Annotated in this window: 23 protein-coding genes; 4 read left to right on the top strand and 19 right to left on the bottom strand. The window is 66.7% G+C overall.

Going from position 1 to position 22,664, the window contains the following annotated elements:
* Positions 1 to 27: 27 nt before the first annotated feature.
* The 5 genes from purM to uraD form a co-directional block, all read right to left on the bottom strand.
* Complete coding sequence (gene purM, locus AC4BCK_RS18500) at positions 28 to 1,188, bottom strand: phosphoribosylformylglycinamidine cyclo-ligase (protein WP_490566315.1); 1,161 nt, start codon at positions 1,186 to 1,188, stop codon at positions 28 to 30.
* The gene (gene purF, locus AC4BCK_RS18495) at positions 1,185 to 2,864 is read right to left on the bottom strand and encodes an amidophosphoribosyltransferase (RefSeq protein ID WP_174175151.1); all 1,680 of its coding nucleotides are present in this window, start codon (positions 2,862 to 2,864) and stop codon (positions 1,185 to 1,187) included. Before purF ends, purM begins: the two co-directional genes overlap by 4 nt.
* A 58-nt stretch (positions 2,865 to 2,922) precedes the next feature.
* Positions 2,923 to 3,237, bottom strand: coding sequence for a hypothetical protein (locus AC4BCK_RS18490; RefSeq protein WP_174175149.1), 315 nt, complete (start codon positions 3,235 to 3,237; stop codon positions 2,923 to 2,925).
* A gap of 89 nt (positions 3,238 to 3,326) precedes the next feature.
* Positions 3,327 to 3,665: a hydroxyisourate hydrolase gene (gene uraH, locus AC4BCK_RS18485; protein WP_066279543.1), complete on the bottom strand. Its 339-nt coding sequence runs from the start codon at positions 3,663 to 3,665 to the stop codon at positions 3,327 to 3,329.
* Positions 3,662 to 4,159 carry a 2-oxo-4-hydroxy-4-carboxy-5-ureidoimidazoline decarboxylase gene (gene uraD / locus AC4BCK_RS18480; protein ID WP_174175147.1) on the bottom strand — a complete coding sequence of 166 codons (498 nt, stop codon included), beginning with the start codon at positions 4,157 to 4,159 and terminating at the stop codon, positions 3,662 to 3,664. The genes uraH and uraD overlap by 4 nt, the downstream gene beginning before the upstream one ends.
* A gap of 272 nt (positions 4,160 to 4,431) precedes the next feature.
* On the opposite strand from uraD, the gene AC4BCK_RS18475 reads away from it, so the two are divergent.
* Positions 4,432 to 5,658, top strand: a complete 1,227-nt coding sequence (locus tag AC4BCK_RS18475; RefSeq protein ID WP_174175145.1) for a GAF domain-containing sensor histidine kinase — start codon at positions 4,432 to 4,434, stop codon at positions 5,656 to 5,658.
* A gap of 53 nt (positions 5,659 to 5,711) precedes the next feature.
* Here AC4BCK_RS18475 and AC4BCK_RS18470 read toward each other — a convergent pair whose 3' ends face one another.
* The 4 genes from AC4BCK_RS18470 to AC4BCK_RS18455 are packed head-to-tail and all read right to left on the bottom strand — an operon-like array spanning position 5,712 to position 9,540.
* Positions 5,712 to 6,137: an ATP-binding protein gene (locus AC4BCK_RS18470; protein ID WP_310113590.1), complete on the bottom strand. Its 426-nt coding sequence runs from the start codon at positions 6,135 to 6,137 to the stop codon at positions 5,712 to 5,714.
* On the bottom strand, positions 6,130 to 6,462 hold the full coding sequence (locus tag AC4BCK_RS18465; RefSeq protein WP_174175141.1) for an STAS domain-containing protein: 333 nt from the start codon (positions 6,460 to 6,462) through the stop codon (positions 6,130 to 6,132). Before AC4BCK_RS18465 ends, AC4BCK_RS18470 begins: the two co-directional genes overlap by 8 nt.
* On the bottom strand, positions 6,452 to 8,431 hold the full coding sequence (locus AC4BCK_RS18460) for a glycosyltransferase family 2 protein (protein WP_174175140.1): 1,980 nt from the start codon (positions 8,429 to 8,431) through the stop codon (positions 6,452 to 6,454). Before AC4BCK_RS18460 ends, AC4BCK_RS18465 begins: the two co-directional genes overlap by 11 nt.
* A complete protein-coding gene (locus tag AC4BCK_RS18455) occupies positions 8,428 to 9,540 on the bottom strand; it encodes a PP2C family protein-serine/threonine phosphatase (protein WP_251420364.1) in 1,113 nt (370 codons plus the stop codon). Before AC4BCK_RS18455 ends, AC4BCK_RS18460 begins: the two co-directional genes overlap by 4 nt.
* 222 nt (positions 9,541 to 9,762) lie before the next feature.
* On the opposite strand from AC4BCK_RS18455, the gene AC4BCK_RS18450 reads away from it, so the two are divergent.
* Positions 9,763 to 10,077: a hypothetical protein gene (locus tag AC4BCK_RS18450; RefSeq protein ID WP_251420367.1), complete on the top strand. Its 315-nt coding sequence runs from the start codon at positions 9,763 to 9,765 to the stop codon at positions 10,075 to 10,077.
* Positions 10,078 to 10,257: 180 nt separating this feature from the next.
* Here the strand turns inward: AC4BCK_RS18450 and AC4BCK_RS18445 are convergent, their stop codons facing one another.
* Entirely contained in the window at positions 10,258 to 10,836 is a 579-nt protein-coding gene (locus AC4BCK_RS18445; RefSeq protein WP_251420369.1) for a GNAT family N-acetyltransferase, read from the bottom strand.
* A gap of 111 nt (positions 10,837 to 10,947) precedes the next feature.
* On the opposite strand from AC4BCK_RS18445, the gene AC4BCK_RS18440 reads away from it, so the two are divergent.
* Together AC4BCK_RS18440 and AC4BCK_RS18435 are read left to right on the top strand one after the other, a co-directional pair.
* Positions 10,948 to 11,151, top strand: a complete 204-nt coding sequence (locus AC4BCK_RS18440) for a hypothetical protein (RefSeq protein ID WP_363957107.1) — start codon at positions 10,948 to 10,950, stop codon at positions 11,149 to 11,151.
* Between the two features lie 59 nt (positions 11,152 to 11,210).
* Entirely contained in the window at positions 11,211 to 12,707 is a 1,497-nt protein-coding gene (locus AC4BCK_RS18435) for an MFS transporter (protein ID WP_363957110.1), read from the top strand.
* A gap of 129 nt (positions 12,708 to 12,836) precedes the next feature.
* Here the strand turns inward: AC4BCK_RS18435 and bcp are convergent, their stop codons facing one another.
* From bcp to AC4BCK_RS18390, 9 genes are all read right to left on the bottom strand, one after another.
* Complete coding sequence (bcp, locus tag AC4BCK_RS18430; RefSeq protein WP_174175128.1) at positions 12,837 to 13,316, bottom strand: thioredoxin-dependent thiol peroxidase; 480 nt, start codon at positions 13,314 to 13,316, stop codon at positions 12,837 to 12,839.
* An 80-nt stretch (positions 13,317 to 13,396) separates the two neighbouring features.
* Entirely contained in the window at positions 13,397 to 14,083 is a 687-nt protein-coding gene (locus tag AC4BCK_RS18425) for a winged helix-turn-helix domain-containing protein (RefSeq protein ID WP_251420376.1), read from the bottom strand.
* Positions 14,084 to 14,092: 9 nt separating this feature from the next.
* Complete coding sequence (gene allB, locus AC4BCK_RS18420; RefSeq protein ID WP_400591737.1) at positions 14,093 to 15,436, bottom strand: allantoinase AllB; 1,344 nt, start codon at positions 15,434 to 15,436, stop codon at positions 14,093 to 14,095.
* Positions 15,429 to 16,643, bottom strand: a complete 1,215-nt coding sequence (locus AC4BCK_RS18415; protein WP_490566314.1) for a glycerate kinase — start codon at positions 16,641 to 16,643, stop codon at positions 15,429 to 15,431. The genes allB and AC4BCK_RS18415 overlap by 8 nt, the downstream gene beginning before the upstream one ends.
* A 30-nt stretch (positions 16,644 to 16,673) precedes the next feature.
* Positions 16,674 to 18,452 (bottom strand): glyoxylate carboligase, encoded by a 1,779-nt coding sequence (gene gcl, locus AC4BCK_RS18410; RefSeq protein ID WP_400591741.1) that lies wholly within the window; start codon positions 18,450 to 18,452, stop codon positions 16,674 to 16,676.
* Positions 18,453 to 18,582: 130 nt separating this feature from the next.
* A complete protein-coding gene (locus AC4BCK_RS18405; RefSeq protein WP_251420386.1) occupies positions 18,583 to 19,461 on the bottom strand; it encodes a 2-hydroxy-3-oxopropionate reductase in 879 nt (292 codons plus the stop codon).
* Between the two features lie 50 nt (positions 19,462 to 19,511).
* The gene (locus AC4BCK_RS18400; protein ID WP_310113610.1) at positions 19,512 to 20,312 is read right to left on the bottom strand and encodes a hydroxypyruvate isomerase family protein; all 801 of its coding nucleotides are present in this window, start codon (positions 20,310 to 20,312) and stop codon (positions 19,512 to 19,514) included.
* Positions 20,313 to 20,551: 239 nt separating this feature from the next.
* A complete protein-coding gene (locus AC4BCK_RS18395) occupies positions 20,552 to 21,055 on the bottom strand; it encodes a hypothetical protein (RefSeq protein WP_490566313.1) in 504 nt (167 codons plus the stop codon).
* Between the two features lie 267 nt (positions 21,056 to 21,322).
* Positions 21,323 to 22,612, bottom strand: a complete 1,290-nt coding sequence (locus AC4BCK_RS18390) for an MFS transporter (protein ID WP_490566312.1) — start codon at positions 22,610 to 22,612, stop codon at positions 21,323 to 21,325.
* Positions 22,613 to 22,664: the final 52 nt, after the last annotated feature.

The raw sequence follows: 22,664 nt of genomic DNA, 5'->3' as shown, positions 1-22,664 counted from the left end.
GGCCGGTACGGAGCACTCGATAAGGGTCTAGGCGTAGGCGTTGACCAGCCGGACAGCGCCGCCGTCCACGCCCTTGGCGCCCTGCACGTAGTTCGGTCCGGATTTGAGGATCGCGTCCGAGTCCTCGGTGACGGTGCCCATGACCCAGGACGGCAGGCCGCGGTCGTTGAGGCGGGCAACTGCTGCGTCTGCGGCTTCGGGGGACACGATGGCCACCATGCCCACGCCCAGGTTCAGCGTGCGCTCGAGGTCGGCCAGCGGGACGTTGCCCAGCTCGGACACCAGCTTGAAGATTGCGGGCAGTTCCCAGGTGGAGCGGTCCACGGTGGCCACGAGGCCGTGGGGGAGGACGCGGGCCAGGTTGGCGGCCAGGCCGCCGCCGGTGACGTGGCTGAATCCATGCACGGCTGCACCGCCGGTGACGGGGAAGGTGCGGGCAAGGTCCAGGCAGTCCGCTGCGTAGACCCGGGTGGGCTCGAGGAGTTCCTCGCCGAGCGTGCGGCCCAGCTCGGAGACCTGGCGGTCCAGTGCCCAGCCTGCGTGGTTGATGACGCGGCGGACCAGGGAGTAGCCGTTGGAGTGGAGGCCGGAGGAGGCCATGCCGATTACCACGTCGCCGGCACGGACGCGGTCCGGTCCCAGCAGGTGGTCGGCCTCGATAACGCCGGTGGCGGCTCCCGCCACGTCATATTCGTGCTCGCCCAGCAGGCCGGGGTGCTCAGCGGTTTCGCCGCCCACCAGGGCGGTGCCGGCCACGGAGCAGGCGGCGGCAATGCCGCGGACAATGTCGGCAATGCGCTCGGGTACCACCTTGCCGCAGGCGATGTAGTCCGTCATGAACAGCGGCTCCGCGCCCACCACAACGATGTCGTCCACCACCATGCCCACCAGGTCGAACCCGATGGTGTCGTGGATGTCCATGGCCTGGGCGATGGCCACCTTGGTGCCAACGCCGTCCGTGGACGTAGCCAGCAGCGGCTTCTTGTAGGTGAGCAGCCTGGAGACGTCGTAGAGGCCGGCGAAGCCGCCCACCCCGCCGATAACCGAGGAGTTGTGGGTGGCCTTGATGGCACCCTTCATGAGCTCGACGGCGCGGTCGCCGGCTTCAACGTCGACGCCCGCGGAGGCGTAGGTGATGCCGGCAGTGTTCCCGGAGGTGTTGCCGGAGGCGGGGGCAGCGGAAGTCATACGGACTCTTTCTTGTCGGCGCCGGGGGTGGTGGCTACGTGATGGGTCTCTGGCACGAGGTCGGCTTCGGTGAGCAGGTTTTCAAACTCGGAGTCCGGCCCGGGATCGCAGCCGGTGGCTCCGGCCTTCTCTGCCGGATCCTCCTCGGAATCCACGGAAAGGGCCGCCGTGGCGCCCGGAAGGGCGGACGGCGAGGGCTTGAGTCCGCCGAGGTCCTTGCGTTCCAGCAGGTTCTTGCCCAGTTTGTCCGAGCCCGGAAGCTCGATGGGGTACTTGCCCGTGAAGCAGGCGGTGCAGAGGCGCTCACGCGGCTGGCGGGTTGCGCCGATCATGCCGTCTTCGGAGATGTAGGCCAGCGAGTCGGCGCCGATGGCCTGGGAAATTTCCTCGATGGTGGCGCCGTTGGCGATCAGCTCGGCGCGGGACGCGAAGTCGATGCCGTAGAAGCAGGGCCATTTCACGGGCGGGGAGGAGATCTTGACGTGGACGGCCGCGGCGCCGGCCTCGCGGAGCATCCGGACAATGGCGCGCTGGGTGTTGCCGCGGACGATCGAATCATCCACCACCACCACGCGCTTGCCGCGGATTACCGACTCGAGGGCGTTGAGCTTAAGCCGGATGCCGAGCTGGCGCAGGGTCTGCGAGGGCTGGATGAAAGTACGGCCGACGTAGGAGTTCTTGACAAAGCCGTGCGCGAACGGAATGCCGGATTCCTCGGCGTAGCCCACGGCTGCGGGTGTTCCCGATTCCGGGACGGGGATGACGATGTCCGCCACCTGGGTGTTTTCGCGGGCCAGCTGGCGGCCCATCTCCACGCGGGACTCGTACACGGAGCGGCCGGCGATGGCGGCGTCCGGACGCGCGAGGTAGACGTACTCGAAAACGCAGCCGGCTGGCGTCGGCTCCGCGAAACGCTGGGAGCGCACGCCCTGCTCGTCGATGGCAATGAATTCGCCGGGCTCGATCTCGCGGATGAAGCTGGCGCCCACGGTGGCGAGGGCGGACTGCTCGGAGGCCACCACCCAGCCGCGCTCCAGGCGGCCCAGCACCAGCGGACGGATGCCGTAGGTGTCGCGCGCCGCGTAGAGGGTGCCTTCGTCCATGAACACGAAGCAGAAGCCGCCCTTGATCTTGGGCAGCAGCTCGGTGGCGGTTTCTTCAAGGCTCTTGCCCGGCTCGCCTTCCAGCAGGGCGGTGACCAGGGCAGTGTCGGAGGTGTTGCCCTGCTTCATTTCGCCGGTGAGCTGGCCGCCGTTCCGTTCCTGGATCATGGCGTTGAGCTCGGCGGTGTTGGTCAGGTTGCCGTTGTGCGCCAGGGCCACGGTTCCGGTGCTGGTGGCACCGAGGGTGGGCTGGGCGTTGGCCCAGTGGCTGGCTCCGGTGGTGGAGTAGCGGCAGTGTCCCACCGCCAGATGCCCGGTCAGGGTGTTCAGCGTGGTCTCGTCGAAGACCTGGGAGACGAGTCCCATGTCCTTGTAGACGTTGATCCGCTTGCCGTCGCTGGTGGCAATACCAGCCGACTCCTGACCGCGGTGCTGCAGTGCATACAGCCCGTAATAGGTAAGTTTTGCTACTTCTTCACCTGGTGCCCAAACGCCGAAGACGCCACAAGCGTCCTGCGGGCCTTTTTCGCCGGGGAGAAGATCATGGGAAAGTTTTCCATCGCCGCGTGCCACTGGTCGATTATCTCACGACATGGGGTATGACTTTTCCGGCTGCCCGTTTATGACCGGGCTAAGGCTGGGCGTCCGTGTCCGGTTCGGAGTCCGGCACGGCTTCCACCACGGCCCGCTGCTGCCGCTTGATGCTCCGGCGGTCCAGGATCAGCGCCAGGATGGCACCGAGGATCGCGCCGCCGCCGGCGAACCACACCATGAAGAAGCCGAAGACCGCGCCGGCGTCGAAGCTGGGGTTCGCGGGCACCGCGTAGGCGGCCACCGCTGCGGCCGCGACACCCACCAGTGCGCCCAGGATAAGGAACGGCACATACTTGGGTGCGCGGCGGACGGTGACTTCGCGGCGCTCGGCGGGGGGCTGTTCAGAAGGCATGCATCAAGCCTACATTTCCGCCGTTGCCCTCCCGGTACGGCTGCCTGGCCCCAGGATAGGGACCGTACGTGGCAGGGCAACGGGCGGGATCAGCTGCCGCGGTAGGTGGAGTACGCGAACGGGCTGAGGAGGAGGGGCACGTGGTAGTGCTCCGGGCCGGTCACCTCGAACACCAGGTCCACCTCGGGGAAGAACGTGGCCGTCTGCAGTCCGGCGTAGTAGTCCCCGGTGGCGAAGTTGAGCTTGTAGTGCCCGGCTTCCAGCTGCTCGGGGCCAAGGTCCTTGGCTCGGCCGTCGGCATCCGTGGTGGAGTCGGCAACATGCCGCCAGGTGCCGCCGTCGTTCCGGTACAGCACGACGGCGACCCCTGCCGCCGGGCGTCCGGCGCCTGTGTCGAGGATATGGGTGGTGACGTGGGAGACGCTCATTCGGTGATCAGTCCTTCCAGCCGCAGTACGGCGATTTCGCGCAGCTGCTGGGCCACGATGGTGTCCTCTTCGGCTGGTGTGTTGGCGAGCCGTTCATTCAGGACCCGCAGGATTTCAGGGGCCGTGCGGCCGGCGGCGCGGATCAGGAAGACCCGGCCGAACTTTTCCTCGTAGTCCCTGTTGCCCCGGGCCAGGGCCTCGGTGACCGCGCTGTCCGCAGGGTCCACCCCGGCCTGCTCCGAACGGGACATGGACGCTTCGGTGGTGGCCGCCGTCGGACGTTCCCCGATGCGCGGATGGTGCGCCATGGCGGACTCGACCTCGGCGGACGTGAAGGGGCTAGCAGCCTGGGACGCAAAGGCCAGGAGCGAGTCCTTGCTGGCAAACGGACGGGCTGCGGCGACGGTCTCCACCCAGCGGGCGACGTCGATGCAGGGTCGGAGGGTGTCGGCGGCCCGGGCGGGTTCCGCGGAGTTGAATTCGGCAAGCTTCATGCTGGCTGGTCCCTTGGTGAGAATCTGCTGGCATCCATGGTGACGGCTATGCGGAGGCCGGACTTCCCGGCACCCGGCGACGCAACTTTCCGTCATCCTAGGCTTCCGCATCATGGAACTGTTATTTCAGCATACGTAATATTCAAAGGCAGGCTTCCGGTGGTGTCAAGAAGACTACAACAGCGCACGGGGCCAGCCGGTATCATCACGGGAGAGCCGGGGAGCTCGAGTGGATGATGCTGGGGGCTCATAAGAAGATGGACGGGACGGCTATGCAAATGCTGACCGATCAGGACGCGGTACGCGAGGCCGGGCTGCGGAAGTACGGGCTGGTCCCGGCCGCTGCGGATGAGCTGCCGGTCCTTGCGGACCCCTCCACCCGGAGCGCGCTGGACAACCTGGTCAAGCTCGCCGCTTCCCTGTGCGGCGTGCCCTACAGCGTGGTCAACATCATCACCGCGGAGCGTCAGCTGCAGATCGCGGCCTTCGGCATCGACCCCGGGATCTGCTCCCGGGAGGACTCGATGTGCGCCACGGTCTTCCTGAGCCACAGCACAACGGTGGTGGCCGACGCCTCGCAGGATTCCCGCTTTGCCGCCAACCCGTTCGTCACCGGAGAGATCGCCGACGTCCGATTCTACGCGTCCGTGCCGCTGGAGACCCCGTCCGGGCTGGTGCTCGGCTCCCTGTGCGTCTTCTCCAATGAGCCCGGACGCCCCAGCACCGGGCAGATAGGGATGCTGGAAATGCTGGCCCAGCAGGTGGTGGAGCTCCTGGAGCTGCAGCACCGCACCCTGCAGCTCAGCGACGCCCTGGCCGAGCTGCGGCGCAGTAACGCGCTGCTGTCCGAGTTCGCCGGGAGGGTCAGCCATGACCTCCGCGCCCCGCTCACCGCCATCCTGGGGTACGTGGAGCTGGCGGAGGACGATCCGGACATCCCGGCGGGCCACCCCTCCGTGGAGTACCTGGGCTACGTCGGCAGCAGCGGGCGCCGCATGCTGGGAATGCTGGAGGACGTGCTGGACTACTCCAGGGCGGACGGGGCGCTGAACCGGGAGCGGGTGTCCCTGCTGGCGGTGACGGCGGAGGCAATGCGCGATCTTGGCGTGGACCTGGGGGCCGGGAGTGGAATTTCCTGCGAGGACGCCGAACTGTTTGCGGACCGGTCCCAGCTGCGGACCCTGGTCCAGAATCTCCTGGCCAACTCCCTGAACTACCGGAGCGGCACCCGCCCGCTGCGGGTGTCCGTCAGCGCCGGCACCGGGCCGCTCGGCGTCACTGTCCAGGTGGCAGACAACGGAAAGGGCATGCTGCCGTCGGAGCGGCAGCGGGCCGTGGAGCCGCTGGTCAGGCTCAACCGGCCCGGGGACGGCCCCGGAACAGGGCTGGGCCTGTCCACCTGCCAGCGGATCGCCCAGGCGCACGGGGGAGAGCTCTCCATTACGGACACCCCGGGCGGCGGGGCCACTGTCTCCGTGCTGTTCCCCGCCGAGCCTTAGGCAGCCCCCACCCACTGGCGTGGCCAGACCAGGGTGGCCGGGCGTGGGGGTGGTCAGTCGTGCTGGGAAGTCCGGGTGAGGACCCAGGTGTTGGTTCCGTCCTGGCGTTCGAACGTGACGGTGGTAACCAGCGCCTCGATCAGCGCCAGCCCGCGGCCCGACTCGGCGTCCTCGTCCGGTGATCCGGGGATCATTGGTCCGAACGGCGGCTTGGCGTTATAGGCGCTGACGCGGGCCTGCAGCAGTGCGGGCTGGACCTCGATGTCCACGCCGAGCTCCACAGGATCCTGCCCCACGGGTTCCGCGTGCTGGACAATGTTCGACGCCGACTCGATGACTGCCGTCGTAAACGTCATCTGGTCCATGTCCCCCACAAAGGGGACGTCGAGCCAGAGGCTGTCCAGGTGGTTGTGGACGGCTTCGATGGCCTCGTCCGCAGCCGGTCCCCGGAAGCTGCGGGATGCCAGGACGTTAGTCATTGCTGAACGCCTCGTCGGCTGAACCGTAGGACGTCAGCACCTTGTCCATGCTGGTCAGCTGCAGGACCATCTTCACCTGCGGCTGGACGGCCGCGATCCGCAGGTCGCCGCCGGCCTGGCGCGCAGCCTTGAGGCAGCCGATGAGCGCCCCGAGGCCTGAGGAGTCCATGAACGCCGTGTTTTCCAGGTTGACCACGATCCGGTTGGACCCGCCCGCGATCACGTCGGTGACGAACTCCCGCAGCTTCGGCGCGGAGACCATGTTGAGCCGCCCGTCCGCCTTCACCTCGGCGTACGAGTCCTTGACCTCATAACTAAACTCCATCGGGATTCCTCTCCGTAGTGGTTGCTTCTGTGGGTTCTGCGGCCGGTTCGTACCCCTTGTAGAGCACGGCGCGGACCAGGATGCTCATGACCACCAGGTCGAAAATGACCCAGGCCACGTTCACCAGGGTGCCCAGGGGTTCCGCCAGGCCGGTGGCCAGGCGGATGATTCCGACGACGGCGGCCACGGCGAGCAGGACTGACACCACGATCTGTGGCTGGATCAGGCTCCAGCTGGGTCCGCCGCTCTGGCGGGCCTTGGGGGTGACGGCAAACCCGAGGGGACGGCCGAACCAGACGTTCCGGGCCGCCGTCGAGCACGCCTTGATCCAGGTGGGGAACAGCGCCAGGCTGTACTGCTGCCCCCGCCAGGTGGGGATGCCGCGGCCGGCAACGGCGAACAGCAGCTGGTTGACCACCATGAAGGGGATGAACCGGATGAAGAAGTCCCAGCTGAGGCTGGTGACGGGCAGGATGCCCAGCAGCAGGTAGATGATGGGCGCGGCGAAATAAATGACTGCTGCGTAGCCGCTCAGGTAGGTCCACATGGTGGCGAAGTACATCAGCCGCTGGCCCAGCTTGAGGCCCTTCTGGACCAGCGGGTTTTCCCGCAGCAGCACCTGGATGGTGCCCTGCGCCCAGCGGAGGCGCTGCGTGAGCATGGTCTTCAGGTCCTCTGGCGCCAGGCCGTACGCCAGGACCTCGTGGTGGTAGACGCTCTCCCAGCCCATGGCGTGCATGCGCATGGCGGTGGCCATGTCCTCGGTCACGGAGATGGTGGCCAGCGGCATGACCGGCTGGGCTTCGTCGTTGCGTTCCACGGACAAGGCGTCCAGGACGGCCTGCACCGATTCAAGGGCTCCCAGCGGCGACCAGTCGCGGGCGGACATCCGCTGCACGGCGTCGTCCGCCACCACCGGAACGCCGGACTCGCCAACGTGGGCCATTTCCATGGCGGCGATCTCTTCGAGGTCCGCCTGGAGGGCTTCGACGTCGGCCATCACCAGGGTCTGCACGGCAGCGTCCACGCGGCGGCGGACCCGGTAGGTGATTTCGCCCAGCGGCTGCCCGGCGTCGAGTTCCTGCTGGGCCTCGCGGGTGGCGGCTTCGACCTCATCGAGCACCTGGCCCACCAGCGGCGTTTCCATATCCGCTGACTTCCGGGCCTGCCTGATGGCGGAGCGCGAGGCAGCCAGCGCCCGGCGGATGCTCTTCTCGGTCTCCTTGACATAGCCCACCAGGCCCAGCTGCATCAGGGCCTCGCGGCGCAGGATGGCGTTGGAGCCGCAGAAGAAGGCGGCGTTCCAGCCGTCCTTGCCCTGCTGGATGGGGCCGTAGAACAGGGGAGCCTGGCTGCCCAGCGGATCGTCGGCGGGAACGTTGCTGAAGTACTGCGGCGTCTGGACCAGCGCCACCCGGCGGTTGTTGAAGTAGCCGAGGGTCTTTTCCAGGATGTCCGGCTCCGGGATCTGGTCCGCGTCCAGGATCAGGAGGAACTCGCCGTGCGTCTGCATCAGCGCGTTGTTGAGGTTGCCGGCCTTGGCGTGCCGGGGAAGGTTGGAGGTCCAGTCCTCGCTCCGGGTGACGTAGCCCAGGCCGTGCTGCTCGGCGAGGGCCTTCAGCTCGGGGCGGGCGCCGTCGTCCAGGATCCAGGTGCTGTGCGGGTGCCGGATCTTCTGCGCCGCCAGCGCGGTGGTCATCACCATGTCCAGGTCTTCGTTGTACGTGGTGATGAAGACGTCCACGGTGGCATCCGGCGGGGGCGGCGGGGCGGCCTTGCGGATCTTCAGCTTCCAGACGGTCATGCCGAAGAGCATGACGTCGATGAGGCTGTAGGTCTCTGCGACCACCAGCGGCAGCGCGATCCACCAGGCGTCCCAGTTCAGTGAGGCGGCCCAGCGCCAGGCGATGTAGTTGACGCCCGTGATGACGGTCAGGACAACAACAAGCCGGGTCCAGAAGCGGGTCATGCCGCAGCCTCCTGCGGAAGCCTGCGGACCACAACCACCGTTACGTCGTCCTCGGCCGTGGCGGCCGGCGCGAGGGCGAGGATGGCAGTGCTGGCATCCTGCGCCGACCCCTGGTGGTGCGTTGCGTGGAGTACGGCGTCGGTGAAGTCCTCCACGGATTCGAAAACGTCCAGCACGCCGTCGCTGACCACCACCAGGGAATCCCCCGGCAGCAGTTCCAGGGCCGACTGCGGCCACTCCGTTCCTGCCCAGGCGCCCACCGGGGGACCGCCGGAGGGAAGGCGGCGGACCGTCCCGCCGGACTGGACATGCAGCGCAAGCCCGTGGCCGGCGTCGACATAGCTGACCGTTCCGGAAGCGGCATTGAGGCGGGCATGGAAGAGGGTGACAAAGGAGTTGGAAGAGTCCAGGTCAGCGGCGATCGCCTTGCTGGCGGAGCCGAAGGCAGTGTCCAGGTCATGCTGCAGGCCCGTGGAGCGCATCACCGCGCGGACCGTTGCGGCGATGAGCGCGGCACCCATGCCTTTGCCCATGGCGTCGGCGAAGGTCAGGTGGAGCCCGTCCGGGGTCTGGTACCAGTCATAGAAGTCCCCGCCAACGTTCCGCGAAGGCCGGAACAAGCCGGCGACGTCGTAGCCTTCAACCTGGATATCCTCCTGGGGCAGGAGGCTTTTCTGCACCTCCGTGGCGCGCTGCAGTTCGCTGCGCGCGGCTGAATCCGCGGCTGCGGACGGCCGGCGGCGGAAGAGGGCATTGATCCTGGACTGGAGCTCGCGCGGGCTGAACGGCTTGCTGAGGTACTCGTCCGCGCCGTTGTCCAGGCCGGTCAGCTTGTCCAGCTCATCGGCCCGCGCGGTCAGCATCACAATGAAGGCGTCCGAGAATTCACGGAGCAGCTTGCAGACTTCCAGGCCGTCAAGGTCCGGCAGGTTCAGGTCCAGCGTGACCAGGTCCGGCTGCACGCGGCGCACTTCCTCCACCCCCGCCAGGCCCGCTCCCGCCTGGGTGACGTCGAATCCCTGCTTAACAAGGACACGGACCAGCAGCCCGCGGATGTCCGGGTCATCCTCGATGACAACGGCACGCCGGGATTCGGTGGGAGAGACCATAGGTCTACTTCTACCGTATTAACCCCTACGGGGCATGTCGCAGCGCTTCACACGGGGTGCAAAGCTGCTACCGGCGAGTATAGATCTTGTGGAAATCCTTGGACCTGCTTGCCCGGACATTGAGGTACGCCCGGGACACTCGAAGGCACGGAGCAGCTTTCACCGGACCAGGGCCAAGGACGGCCAGCCGGAAAGCTGGACGGCTCGGAAAAGGTGCAGGTCATGGGGCAGATCAAGATCATAGACGCGACGCGGGTCCAGGCCGCAGCCTTGGGGACTTTGGACAAAGGCAGGGCGCTGCTGCGGGTCTACTTCCACAGGCGGAAAGTGCGCGCTGCGGCCACGGCGCTGGCGGCGGCTTTGGCGGAGTCGCGGGAGGTTTGGAGCTGGCCGGGAGACCGGCTTCCGGTAGGGGACGAGATGTCCCAGCAGGTGGAACGCCTGACCCGCCGGCTCAAGCTGGAGACGGAAGCACACGTGAGGCTGGAGGCGCTTTTCAAGACTGCGGGTGGAGGGCGTTCCGTCCTGGCGCTTTAGGTGCCACACTTATGAGCAATCGAGTGGCTGGGGGTTACCGGGTCAGGAGATTGTTATGGGTTGGTGGACAGGTTGGGCGTACCTCATTGCGGGACTCATGACAGTGGACGCGCTCCTTTTGGCGCTGTGGGCCATTGACGAAGACTGGCCCCGGAGCTGGTGGAAGAAACCCTGACACCATCAGTGCGGCTGAAGCTCCAGCCGCATCAGGACCCGCGGGAACCCGTTGAGTACGGAATTGGTGTCCGCGGCCTTGGTGAAGCCCGCATCCTCAAACAGTTTGCGGGTGCCCACATAGGCCATGGTGAGATCCACGTTCCGGCCGCCGTTGTCCACCGGGTACCCCTCGACTGCCGGTGCCCCGTAGGTCCGGGCCATGTCCACCGCGCCGGCCAGCAGCTGGTGCGAGATTCCTTTGCCCCGGTACCCGGGCCGCACCCTGATGCACCAGATGGACCACACCTTTTCGTCGTCCACATGCGGGATCTTTCGGTTGCCGGCAAAACTGGTGTCCGCGCGGGGGTGGACCGCCGCCCACCCAACTACTTCGCCGCCGTCGTACGCCAGGACCCCCGGCGGGGGATCCTGTGCCACCAGCTGCTTCACCAGCTCCCCGCGCTCGGTCCCGCGCAGGGCCTGGTTCTGCTTCGACGGGATGCGGTAGCTCAGGCACCAGCAGACGTTGGCGTCAGGCCGCTTGGGTCCGACCATGGTTTTGACGTCCTCGAAGCTGGTTGCGGGACGGACCTCGATGCCCATGCGGCCATCCTGTCACCGGGTCCTGCCTCCCGCAACGGCGCCTGCATCTGCCGGCGAAAGCACCGCTACACTGTACCGACACGGCAACTGCGGATAGACATGGCGGGCACAATGAACGACAAGCTGCACCTCACTCCGGACGACCAGTTTCCGGAGGACCTGGAAAAGTTAACGGACCAGGAACTGCAGGTCCTGGACAGCCAGGTCCAGCGCCAGCTCGACCACGAGATGGTGGTGGATGGCGAATCGGACCGCGAAACCGAGTTCCGCCACTACGAGCTGGACGAGGAATTCAGCGACCGCGACAAGCGCTGACCAAAAACCCCAAACCCTGACCGTGTCCCTGCTCCCGGGTTGTCATTACACTGGGACGCATGACCGAGCAGGAGCCGGTCCCGCCGCGCGCCGCTGCGGCTTCCGACGGCGGGAAAAGACTTGGCGAGGACGTTGCAGTGGCGTCCGCCGCGCTCGATGGGGGCGACGTTCCGCACCTGACTGATCCGGACGCCGTCGACACTTCTGTGCGCACCCCGGCGCAGCGGTCCCGCACCTTCGCCGGGATCCTGGTGAACACCGCGGCCGCCAACCTCACCACCAGCTATCTCTGGTTCGCGCTGACCTTCTGGGTGTACCTGGAGACGCGCAACGTGATCGCCACCGGAGTGGTGGGCGGCGCGTACATGCTGCTGATCGCCGCTTCCAGCATCAGCTTCGGCACCTTCGTTGACCGCTACCGCAAACTGGGAGTGATGCGCTTCGCCGCGGCCTTCACCCTGGTGATGTTTGCACTGTCCGGGGCCATGTTCCTGCTGACGCCCACCGCCTGGCTGCTGGACCTGGCCCGGCCGTGGTTCTGGGTTTTCACGCTGGTCATCCTGATCGGCGCGGTGGTTGAAAACATGCGCAACATTGCCCTGTCCACCACGGTGACCATCCTGATCGAGCCGGACCGCCGCGCCAACGCCAACGGGCTGGTGGGCATGGTGCAGGGACTGATGTTCATAGTCACGTCCGTGCTCTCCGGGCTCTCGGTGGGGCTGCTCGGGATGGGCTGGACCATCGCCGTCGCGCTGGCGCTCACGGCACTGGCGTTCCTGCACCTGCTCACCCTGCGGATGCCCGAGGAAGTCCGGGCAGCGGCCACGGATGCCCATGGAAGCTTCGACCTGCGCGGCTCGCTCGCTGCCGTGCTGGCCATTTCCGGGCTGTTCGCCCTGATCCTGTTCTCCACATTCAACAACTTCATTGGCGGCGTCTACATGGCCCTGATGGATCCCTACGGCCTGGAGATGTTCCCTGTGGAGCTGTGGGGAATCTTTTCCGCCGTGGGGTTCACGGGAATCCTTGTGGGAGGCGCGCTGATCGGCAAGTTCGGACTGGGGTCCAACCCCTTGCGGACGCTGCTCCTTGCGGTGGCCCTCATGGGCTTCCTCGGTGCGGTTTTCACAATCCGGGAGTGGGCGTGGCTCTACATCGCCGGCATCTGGGCCTACCTGGTCCTGGTCCCCTTCGTGGAGGCAGCCGAGCAGACTGTCATCCAGCAGGTGGTGCCGTTGCAGCGGCAGGGCCGGGTGTTCGGGTTCGCCATGGCCTTCGAATCTGCGGCCTCGCCCGTGACGGCGTTCCTTATCGCCCCGATCGCCCAGTTCTGGATCATCCCCTACGCCCGGTCCGCCGACGGCGCTGCCCAGTTGGCCCCGCTGCTGGGCGAGGGCACCTCCCGCGGCATCGCCCTCGTCTTCCTCGTGGCCGGGGTCATCATGATCATCGCAGCGCTGCTGGCTTTCCTTACGCCGGTCTACCGCCGGGTTTCGGCGTCGTACGCACAGGCGGCGGCAGAAGAGGCGCGGGCGACGGACACAGCCGCATAAGCACCGAACGCCCCCGCACGGGCGGCCAGTGAACTGGCGGCCAGCGCGGGAGCGTTCGGGGAAAAGCCGCGTTGAGTGCGGGAGCGTTTGGGGAAAAGCTGCAGTAAGTGAGAGAGGATCGGGGAGGGGTCAGATTCCCAGGGCTTCCTTCAGGGCGGCCACGTGGCCGTCGGCCTTGACCTGGTACTGCGCCAGGACGACGTTGCCTTCGGGGTCCAGCACGACTGTGGAACGGACAATCCCTTCGGTGATTTCGCCGTTGACCAGCTTCTCGCCCCAGGCGCCGTAGGCCAGGGCAACTGCGTGGTCCGGGTCGGAGAGCAGCGGGAAGGTCAGGCCGAAGTCCCCGGTGAACCCGGCCAGGGCCTCGGGGGCGTCGGGCGAGATGCCAATGACCTCGTAGCCCTTGCCCTGCAGCGAGGCCAGGCTGTCGCGGAAGTCGCAGGCCTCGGTGGTGCAGCCGGGGGTGGCGGCCTTCGGGTAGAAGTACACGATGACGTTCTTGCCACGGTAATCGGCCAAGGCAGTCTCGCGGCCCTGGGCATCCTGAAGGGTGAAGTCAGGGGCCGGGGTTCCGGGCTGGAGCTTGGTGGTCAGGGTGGGGCTCATGGTGTTCCTTTGGAAGACTTTGTCATTACTGGCAAAACATCAAGTGAAGCGGCTTCCCGCTCAGTGATACAACTCCAGCGTCATATGCAGTATTCCGCCGGTCCGCGGACGGTGGCGCAGGAACCGGGCACAAACTGGTAGCCGCCGCCCCTGACGGTGGCCACGGCATGGCGGGCATTCCCGAGCTTGCGGCGGATCCTCCCCACGTACACGTCGATGGACCGGGCCGAGGCGCCGGGGGTTTCGAACGAGTCCAGGAACTCCTGCAGTTCCTCCCTGCCCACAGTGCGGGAGAGGTGGGTGACCAGGTACCGGAGGACCTTGAATTCGACGCCGGTCAGCGGCACCCGCCGCCCGTCCAGGAGGACCTGGTCAGCGGCGAGGTCCACTGCCATGCGGCTCACGGGGCCGGCCGACGGCGGCAGCCGGGTGCCGCCGTCGTCCTCCCCTGGTGCCCCGCAGGGGGCGCCGGGAGGGTCCTCCGCCGCGGAGGGGGAATGAGAGGAGTCGTCTGCGGCTCCCCCCTTGTCGGCGGAGGACCCCGGCGTGGGAGCTCCGGCGGCGGGCCAGTGGACTTCCGCCTCCGGAGCAGTTTCGAGGGCCCTGGCCAGGACCAGCCGGGCGGCGCGGGCCAGGAGTTCCGGGCTGGTGCCTTCTTCCGGGACCACCCACATGGCGAGGCCGCGGGCGGTTGCCCCGGTGGCGGCAGGCCTGGCGATGGATCCGGGACGTGCCCCCGTCCTCGGATGGTGGGCTTCCACTGCCATGGCGCGTCCTTAGACTCCGCCGCGGCGGATCAGCTTGCCCGTGGGGGTCTGTCCGTCCACGACGGCGCCGCGCAGGAAGGTCTTGCGGACCACACCGGAGAGGGCCTTGCCGTCGTACGGGGTGATGGGGTTCTTGTGCTTCAGCTTGGAGACGTCCACCACGAAGGCCTCGTCCGGGGCGAAGACGGCGAAGTCGGCGTCGTAGCCCAGGGCCAGCTGTCCCTTGGTGGAGAGCCGGGCCAGGGCGGCGGGCTTCTCGCCCATCCAGGACACCACCTGCTCCAGCGGGATGCCGCGGTGGCGGGCTTCGGTCCAGATCAGTGAGAGCCCCAGCTGGAGCGACGAGACGCCGCCCCAGGCCACGGCGAAGTCACCGTTCTCCAGGTCTTTCAGGTCCAGGGTGGAGGGGGAGTGGTCCGAGACGATGCAGTCGATAGTGCCGTCCAGCAGGCCCTGCCACAGCAGCTCGCGGTTGGAGGCTTCACGGATGGGCGGGCAGCACTTGTAGGCGGTGGCGCCGTCCGGGATTTCCTCGGCCATCAGCGTGAGGTAGTGCGGGCATGTCTCCACGGTGAGCTTCACGCCGTCGCGCTTTGCGCTGGCAATCATGGGCAACGCGTCCGACGACGAGAGGTGCAGGATGTGCGCGCGCGCACCGGTCCAGCGGGCCCGTTCGATGACCTCGGCGATGGCCTTGTTCTCGGCGCCGCGCGGGCGGGAGGCCAAGAAGGTCTGGTAGTGGTCGCCGCCGGGGTGCGGGGCGCGGTCGATGGCGTGCGAGTCCTCGGCGTGGACGATCATGAGCGAGTCGAAGGACTTGAGCTCGGCCATGTCCTCCTCCATCTCGTCCGCGTCCAGGTGCGGGAACTCGTCCACGCCGGAGTGCAGGAGGAAGCACTTGAAGCCGAACACGCCTTCGTCATGCAGGGCGCGCAGGTCGCCTTTGTTCCCGGGAATCGCGCCGCCCCAGAACCCGACGTCGACGAACGCCTGGTCCTCGGCCACCTCACGCTTGAGCTTGAGGTTTGCCACGGTGGTGGTGGGCGGGACGGAGTTCAGCGGCATGTCGATGATGGTGGTGACGCCGCCTGCCGCCGCCGCACGGGTGGCGGAGGTGAAGCCTTCCCACTCGGTACGGCCGGGCTCGTTGACGTGGACGTGCGTGTCCACCAGGCCGGGGATGAGGGTTTCGTCGTCAGCCAGTTCAATGACTTCCGCGCCGGCCAGGCCGTTGCCCAGCGGCTCGAGGGCCACGATCTTTCCGCCGCGGACGCCCACTTCACGCGGAGCCAGGCCGGCGGTGGTGAGGATGCGCTGGCCGCGGATGACCAGGTCAAAACGTTCTTCAGACATGGAGGTCCTCCTTGGTGGTTGCGGAGCGGGACAGCGTGGTGGCTGCCAGCCTTCCGCTGATCTGTGTGCCTAGCTGCTCCAGAAGCGGCGCTGCCTCTGCTATGCACCTGTCTACATTGCTTTCAAGCTCGGTCAAAGCGTAAACGTCCTCGAATCCGGCGGCGGCCGCCTGCCCCTCGGCCAGGGTGGTCCGCCCGCAGACGGCAATCACGGGGACGCCCTGCGCGGCGGCTGCCCGGGCTACGCCCATGGGGGTCTTGCCCAGCAGGCTTTGTTCGTCCAGGCTGCCTTCGCCGGTGATCACCAGGTCGGCGCCGGCCAGCCGATCGGCGAGGCCGGTGAATTCGAGCACGACGTCGATGCCCGGGCGCCGGGTTGCGGCAAGGACGGCGATGGCTGCGTAGCCAACGCCTCCCGCCGCTCCGGCGCCCGGCGCTTCCGCCGCTTTGAAGGCCCTGTTGGACGGGCCTTCCGAACCGATTTCCCTGGCCAGGACTTCGACAAACCTGGCCAGGGCGGCGTCGAGCATGCCGACGTCCTGTTGTGTGGCGCCTTTCTGCGGGCCGAAAATCGCCGCGGCGCCCTGGGCGCCCAGCAGGGGATTATCGACGTCGGACGCCAGCACAAAGCGTGTGTCCTTCAGCCGGGGTTCAAACCCGCTGAAGTCGATCCGGTCCAGGCGGGCCAAGGCGGCGCCGCCGGCTGGAAGGTCTGTGCCCGCGGCATCGAGGAGCCTGGCGCCGAGGCCCTGCAGGACTCCGGCGCCGCCGTCGGTATTGGCACTGCCGCCCACGCCCAGGATGATGCGGTTGCAGCCGGCATCCAGGGCGGCACGGATGAGCTGGCCGGTGCCCAGGCTCGTGGCGGTGCGGGCCGCCATCGAACCCGGGCGCCCGTCCACCAGGGCACTGGCGGGGAGAAGCGCCAGGCCCGAGGCCGCGGCCATCTCGATGACGGCCTCATTGCCCCGGACGGCGAACTCGGCCGTGACACGTTCCCCCGTTGGTCCGGCCACCACGGCGCTGCGGCGGGTGAAGCCCGAGCCGACGGCGGCGTCGAGGGTGCCCTCACCGCCGTCGGCTACGGGAATCCGGACCACGTCAAGGTTGTTGCCCGCGCCTCGCTGCAGCCCTTTCTCAAGGTGCGCACAGACTTCGGGGGCGGACAACGACCCCTTGAACTTGTCCGGGGCAATGACGATGCGCATGGCTGTCTTTCTTTCCAGGGCCTGCAGGGTTTAGGCCTGCAGCGCCAGGATGGCGGTGGGGGCGTCGGCGGCGGTTTCCGCCAGTTCCTCGAACTCGTTCACCGCGTTGATTTCCACGCCCATGGAGATGTTGGTGACCTTCTCCAGGATCACTTCCACCACCACGGGAACCTGGAACTCGCCCATGAGTGCCTTGGCCTTGTCGAAGGCGGCGGCGAGGTCGTTGGGGTCCTCCACGCGCACGGCCTTGCAGCCCAGGCCTTCGGCAACCTTGAGGTGGTCCACGCCGTAGCCGTTGGTCTCAGGCGAGTTGATGTTGTCGAACGCCAGGGACACGTTCTGCTCCATGTTGAACCCGCGCTGGGACTGGCGGATCAGGCCCAGGTAGGAGTTGTTCACCACCACGTGGATGTAGGGCAGGTTGAACTGCGCGCCCACGGCCAGTTCCTCGATCATGAACTGGAAGTCGTAGTCGCCGGAGAGGGCCACCACGGTCTCGTCCGGCTTGCCGCGGACCACGCCCAGGGCTGCCGGGGCGGTCCAGCCCAGGGGGCCCGCCTGGCCGGCATTGATCCACTTGCGCGGGCCGAACACGTGCAGCATCTGCGCGCCGGCGATCTGCGACAGGCCGATGGTGGACACGTAGATGGTGTCGCGGCCGAAGGACTTGTTCATTTCCTCGTACACGCGCTGCGGCTTGATGGGGATGTTCTCGAAGTGCGTCTTGCGGTGCAGGGAGGCCTTGCGGCCCTGGCACTCCGCGACCCAGGCGCTGTAGTCCGGCAGGAACCCTGCCGCCTTGCGCTCTTTGGCGAGTTCAACCAGCCCGGCCAGCGCCGCACCGGCGTCGGACGCGATGCCCAGGTCCGGGGAGAACACGCGGCCGATCTGCGTGGGCTCGATGTCGATGTGCACGAACTTGCGGCCGGCCGTGTACGTGTCCAGGCCGCCGGTGTGGCGGTTGGCCCAGCGGTTGCCGATGCCGATCACGAAGTCGCTCCGCAGGTAGTTCTCGTTGCCGTAGCGGTGGGACGTCTGCAGGCCCACCATGCCGGCCATGAGCTGGTGGTCGTCCGGGATGGTGCCCCAGCCCATCAGGGTGGGGATGACGGGGATGTTCAGGGTCTCGGCCAGCTCCACCAGCTGCGCGGAGGCGCCGGCGTTGATGATGCCGCCGCCGGCCACGATCAGCGGATGCTTGGCAGCGGTCAGCATGTCCAGGGCCTTTTCCAGCTGCTTCCGGGAGGCCTTCGGCTTTTCCACGGGCAGGGGCTCATAGGTGTCGATGTCGAACTCGATCTCGGCCAGCTGCACGTCGATGGGCAGGTCCAGCAGCACGGGGCCGGGGCGGCCGGAGCGCATCAGCTGGAAAGCCTTCTGGAAGGCGCCGGGAACCTGGCCGGGCTCCAGGATGGTCATGGCCATCTTGGTGACGGGCTTGGCAATGGACTCGATGTCCACGGCCTGGAAGTCTTCCTTGTGCAGCTTGGCCACGGGAGCCTGGCCTGTGATGCAGAGCATCGGGATGGAATCGGCCCAGGCGGCGTACAGGCCGGTGATCATGTCCGTGCCGGCGGGGCCGGAGGTGCCGATGCAGATGCCGATGTTGCCGTCCTTGGCGCGGCTGAAGCCGTCCGCCATGTGGCTGGCACCTTCAACGTGGCGGGCCAGGGTGTGGCGGATGCCGCCGTGGGCGCGCATTGCGGAATAGAAGGGGTTGATCGCGGCGCCTGGCAGGCCGAACGCCTCGATGGCGCCTTCCTTTTCCAGGATGGCAACCGCTGCATCAACGGTACGCATCTTGCTCATGGTGTGCTCCTTGGGAAACTTTAGGGGCCCTTTTGGGCTGTTATTGGGTGTGCTAAGGGAGCCGCCGTCGTTTTCATGGACGACGGCGGGTCCCCTGCTGGTTTTTCTGAGGCGCCTGTGGCGCTGGTGCTTATTTCCGGCCGCTGAGCTGGAGGACCTGCTTGAAGAGTCCTGAGTGGTCCAGTGCGCCGTCGCCCTGGTTGACGGTGGCGGCAACGAGCTGGGCGACGACGGCGCCGAGGGGGACGGCGACGTTGGCTTCGCGGGCGGCGGAGGTGACGATGCCGAGGTCCTTGTGGTGCAGGGCCAGGCGGAAGCCGGGGTCGAAGTTGCGGTCCAGCATCTTCTGGCCCTTCTGGTCGAGGACCTTGGAGCCGGCCAGGCCGCCGCCGAGGACCTTGAGGGCTGCGTCGGTGTCCACGCCGTAGGCCTCAAGGAAAGCGATGGCCTCGGCAAGGACCTCGATGTTGACGGCGACGATGAGCTGGTTGGCTGCCTTGACGGTCTGGCCGGAGCCGGAGGGGCCGACGTGGACGATGGTCTTGCCGACGGCGTTCAGGACGTCCGAGGCTGCCTCGAAGTCTTCCTTGTCGCCACCGACCATGATGGAGAGGACGGCGTCGATGGCACCCTGTTCCCCGCCGGAGACCGGGGCGTCGAGGGGGCGGATGCCGGCCTCGCGGGCTTCATCGGACAGGCGCTTGGCGACGTCGGGGCGGATGCTGGACGCGTCGATCCACAACGTGCCCTGCCTGGCGTTGGCGAAGACACCGTCCTTGCCGCTGACGACGCCCTCGACGTCGGGGGAGTCCGGCACCATGGTGATGACGACGTCGGCATCCTTGACGGCGTCCGCGATGCTGGTGGCGCCCTTGCCGCCTTCGGAGACGAGCTTGTCGATCTTGTCCTGGCTCCGGTTGAAGCCGGTGACGGTGTGGCCGGCCTTGACCAGGTTGATGGCCATGGGCAGGCCCATGATTCCGAGTCCGATAACTGCAACGTTGCTCATGATGGTTCTCTTTTCTGGAAGTCTGTGGTGGTGCGGCAGGCGGGTGGGGATTACTTGGCGGCGTGTTCGCGGATGGCCCAGCTGAAGGCCGTTTCCTGCGGTTCCTTGTACTCGAGGCCGATGTAGCCCTCATAGCCGAGTTCACGGCTGCGGGCGATCCACTCGCCGAGGGGGAGGGTGCCGGTGCCGGGGGCGCCGCGGCCGGGGTTGTCCGCGATCTGGATGTGGCCGAAGTCCTTGGCGTGGTTTTCGATGACGGACTGGACGTCGTCGCCGTTGACTGAGAGGTGGTAGAAGTCGGCGAGGAGCTTGATGTTGCCGACGCCGGCCTCCGCCTTCACGCGGGCGATGACCTTGAGTGCGTCGTCGGCGGTGAGGAGCGGGTACCTGGGTGCCCCACTGACAGGTTCGAGGAGGACTGTCCCGCCGATCCGGGCGACGCCTTCTGCTGCTGCGGCGAGGTTCCTGACCGCCAGTTCGTCCTGCTCTTCGGGAGTGAACTCCTCCTGCCGGTTGCCGTAGAGGGCGTTGAAGGCCTTGCAGCCCAGTCGCCCGCCGATGCCGGCCACAACATCGATGTTGTCCTTGAACTCGGAGCAGCGTCCCTTCCAGGAGACCAGGCCGCGATCGCCGCCGGGCATGTTGCCAGCGTTAAAGTTCAGGCCGGTGAGCTGAACGCCGGCGTCCTGGATGGCGTTCTCGAATTCGGTGACCTGCGCGTCGGACGGGACGGAGCTTTCAAACGGCCACCAGAACTCAACCGCGTCAAAGCCCGCTGCCTTGGCTGCGGCGGGGCGTTCGAGCAGGGGCAGCTCCGTGAGGAGGATGGAGCAGTTCACTGTGTACGTCATCGTAGGTCCTTCCAAGGAGGGGCTTTGATCCATCTTCCCCTGCTTCCAGTCTTTACAAACTTTCCGCTTTGTGGAATTTAGATTCTGCTTTATGAAAAGTGTAGGGAATGAGGGGTGGGGGAGTCAAGGGGCGCGTGGTCGGGGGTCCCTGGTCCAGTCCGCACATGGCAAAAGAGCCAGGGGCCGTGGCCCCTGGCTCTTCGTCTGTGCTTTTTATGGATCCGTGCTGTTCTAACCGGTTACCGGCCTCTCGTTACTTCAACGACGTCGCTCTTCTTCCACTCGGACCAGTCGGACCAGTGTCCGTTGTCCTTCTTCACCCGGTAGGACACCATGTGGTACACCTCTTCGGCGCCCCTCTTGTCCAGGTTGCGCACCTTATCAACGCTGTGGATGATCCTGGCGTCGTCCTTCTTATCGAATTCCTCGTAGAAGTGCGAGCTGCCGAGGAAGTCGTCCGTGCGCCGCGGGCCCTTCTCGTCCTCGTAGCGGAGTTGGCGGATGTGGACAGTCTTCTTGCCGTCGCACTTGACCTTGATGCCGAAGTCGACCCACTTTCCGTGAAGGTCCTTAGGGTCCAGCGGCTTGACGGTACACCCGTGCCGGTCGTCACGCCGGTCGTCATGTGCCTGGGCCGGGCCGGCGAATGCCACGGAGCCCCCGAGCAGGCCCAGGGAGAGGAGCGGAACCAGGGCGATCCTTGCCCGGGTTGAGCGGATTCCTGTTGTTGGAGTGATGGACATTTGTGCTCCTGAAAAGGATGCGATCCACCAATTGTGTTAGGGCGCGATTCCCCATGTGGGGCAGGGTAAGCCAGCGCCTGACTGAGCATCGCGGTTGGTCAGCGGCGGCCGCAGCCTGCCCGTCCCCTTTTCAAACTGCACGCCCTGCTAGTGGGGGCGCTTATCCGGCCTCATTGGATGTTGTGATCCGGTACTTAAATCGTGCACCTGCGCTTCGGCGCACGCTAGGGCCGCGTCTACCCTTTTTGGTTGCGTTTCAAGCCTGCCCTAGTGCGTCAGGTCCTTGCCCATCGTCTCCGGAATGGTGAACACGAATGCAGCGCTCACGGCCAGGAGCACCACTGCGTAGATGTTGAACAGCTGCGGAACGCCCATGGTGGTTCCGAGCCACTGCTGCAGGTACGGTGCGGTGCCGCCGAACACTGCCACGCAGATGGAGTACGGCACACCCACGCCAACGGTGCGGATGGACGTGGGGAACAGCTCTGCGTAGACGGCCGGGACAATGGCGGCGCTCGCAGCAATGAAGACCAGCATGACGGACATGCCCACGGCCAGCTGCCAGGCTGAATCCTTGAGCAGCCAGGTCATGGGGAAGTGCATCACTGCAGACCCGATGGCCCCGGACCACAGCACCTTCTTGCGTCCGATGCGGTCGGACAGCTTCCCCCAGAAGGGAAGGGCGGCGATGAAGACGATGTTGGCGATGACGGCCGCCCAGAGTGCTTCGCCGCGGTCGATCTTCAGTGCGGTGGTGGCGTAGCTGGGAGCCACAACTCCCCAGACGTAGTAGATGACGGTCAGGCCAACCGTCAGGCCGATGACCTGCAGCGCCTGCTTGCGGTGGCGGACAATCTGCGGCCAGAGCGGCGCCCGCTTTTCGGCCAGCGATTCGCCCTCGAACGCGTCGGTTTCGTGCAGCCGTGACCGCATGATCAGCGCGTACAGCCCCATGGCCGCGCCCAGCAGGAACGGGATGCGCCAGCCCCAGGCGTTCATGGCCTCCGCAGTCAGGGTCATGTTAAGGACGGCGCCCAGCAGTGTGCCGAACAGGATGCCCACGGTTCCGGAGGTGTAGATCAGGGTGGCCCAGAATCCGCGATGCTCCTTGGGGGCCATCTCGGACAGGTAGGTCTGCGACGACGGCAGCTCGCCGCCGTGCGCCAGGCCCTGGATGAGCCGTGCCACGAGCAGCATCAGGGATGCCCAGGCGCCGACGCTCGCGAAGGTCGGAGCGATGCCGATCATCAGGCTGCCCAGCGAGGCGAGTCCGACGGCGAGGGTCATCGAGGTCTTGCGGCCCACCCTGTCGCCGATCCAGCCGAAGAGGAAGCCGCCGAAGGGCCGTGCCACAAAGCCGACGGCGAAGATCGCCAGGGTGGACAGCACCGCCGACGCCGGGTCGGCCTTGCTGAAGAGCTGGCTGGCAATGAAGGGCGTGAACGTGGCGTAAATGGCCCAGTCGTACCATTCGACGGCATTGCCGATGCCGGTTCCGACGATGGTCTTGGGGGTGGACACTCGTCCAGTCTGCTGCTTGGTTACTGCCATGGACATGGTTACTTCCTCGGGTTCGTGGTGAAGAGGATGGCGGGGATGGGAAGGACGA

Source organism: Pseudarthrobacter sp. As-47, from assembly GCF_058215595.1.
The sequence above is the reverse complement of the archived record's forward strand: the minus strand, read 5'-3'. Positions and strand labels throughout refer to the sequence as shown.

Coding starts and splice junctions, on each gene's coding strand:
- AC4BCK_RS18455 (WP_251420364.1), bottom strand. CDS start 9,540: ATGGTCTCTCCCACCGAATCCCGGCGTGCCGTTGTCATCGAGGATGAC.
- AC4BCK_RS18465 (WP_174175141.1), bottom strand. CDS start 6,462: ATGGAGTTTAGTTATGAGGTCAAGGACTCGTACGCCGAGGTGAAGGCG.
- AC4BCK_RS18445 (WP_251420369.1), bottom strand. CDS start 10,836: ATGGGCATCGAGGTCCGTCCCGCAACCAGCTTCGAGGACGTCAAAACC.
- AC4BCK_RS18405 (WP_251420386.1), bottom strand. CDS start 19,461: ATGAGCAACGTTGCAGTTATCGGACTCGGAATCATGGGCCTGCCCATG.
- AC4BCK_RS18440 (WP_363957107.1), top strand. CDS start 10,948: ATGAACGACAAGCTGCACCTCACTCCGGACGACCAGTTTCCGGAGGAC.
- AC4BCK_RS18450 (WP_251420367.1), top strand. CDS start 9,763: ATGGGGCAGATCAAGATCATAGACGCGACGCGGGTCCAGGCCGCAGCC.
- AC4BCK_RS18425 (WP_251420376.1), bottom strand. CDS start 14,083: ATGGCAGTGGAAGCCCACCATCCGAGGACGGGGGCACGTCCCGGATCC.
- gcl (WP_400591741.1), bottom strand. CDS start 18,452: ATGAGCAAGATGCGTACCGTTGATGCAGCGGTTGCCATCCTGGAAAAG.
- uraD (WP_174175147.1), bottom strand. CDS start 4,159: ATGAAGCTTGCCGAATTCAACTCCGCGGAACCCGCCCGGGCCGCCGAC.
- AC4BCK_RS18490 (WP_174175149.1), bottom strand. CDS start 3,237: ATGCCTTCTGAACAGCCCCCCGCCGAGCGCCGCGAAGTCACCGTCCGC.
- bcp (WP_174175128.1), bottom strand. CDS start 13,316: ATGAGCCCCACCCTGACCACCAAGCTCCAGCCCGGAACCCCGGCCCCT.
- AC4BCK_RS18395 (WP_490566313.1), bottom strand. CDS start 21,055: ATGTCCATCACTCCAACAACAGGAATCCGCTCAACCCGGGCAAGGATC.
- AC4BCK_RS18390 (WP_490566312.1), bottom strand. CDS start 22,612: ATGTCCATGGCAGTAACCAAGCAGCAGACTGGACGAGTGTCCACCCCC.
- AC4BCK_RS18475 (WP_174175145.1), top strand. CDS start 4,432: ATGCAAATGCTGACCGATCAGGACGCGGTACGCGAGGCCGGGCTGCGG.
- AC4BCK_RS18460 (WP_174175140.1), bottom strand. CDS start 8,431: ATGACCCGCTTCTGGACCCGGCTTGTTGTTGTCCTGACCGTCATCACG.
- AC4BCK_RS18400 (WP_310113610.1), bottom strand. CDS start 20,312: ATGACGTACACAGTGAACTGCTCCATCCTCCTCACGGAGCTGCCCCTG.
- purM (WP_490566315.1), bottom strand. CDS start 1,188: ATGACTTCCGCTGCCCCCGCCTCCGGCAACACCTCCGGGAACACTGCC.
- AC4BCK_RS18435 (WP_363957110.1), top strand. CDS start 11,211: ATGACCGAGCAGGAGCCGGTCCCGCCGCGCGCCGCTGCGGCTTCCGAC.
- AC4BCK_RS18415 (WP_490566314.1), bottom strand. CDS start 16,643: ATGCGCATCGTCATTGCCCCGGACAAGTTCAAGGGGTCGTTGTCCGCC.
- uraH (WP_066279543.1), bottom strand. CDS start 3,665: ATGAGCGTCTCCCACGTCACCACCCATATCCTCGACACAGGCGCCGGA.
- allB (WP_400591737.1), bottom strand. CDS start 15,436: ATGTCTGAAGAACGTTTTGACCTGGTCATCCGCGGCCAGCGCATCCTC.
- AC4BCK_RS18470 (WP_310113590.1), bottom strand. CDS start 6,137: ATGACTAACGTCCTGGCATCCCGCAGCTTCCGGGGACCGGCTGCGGAC.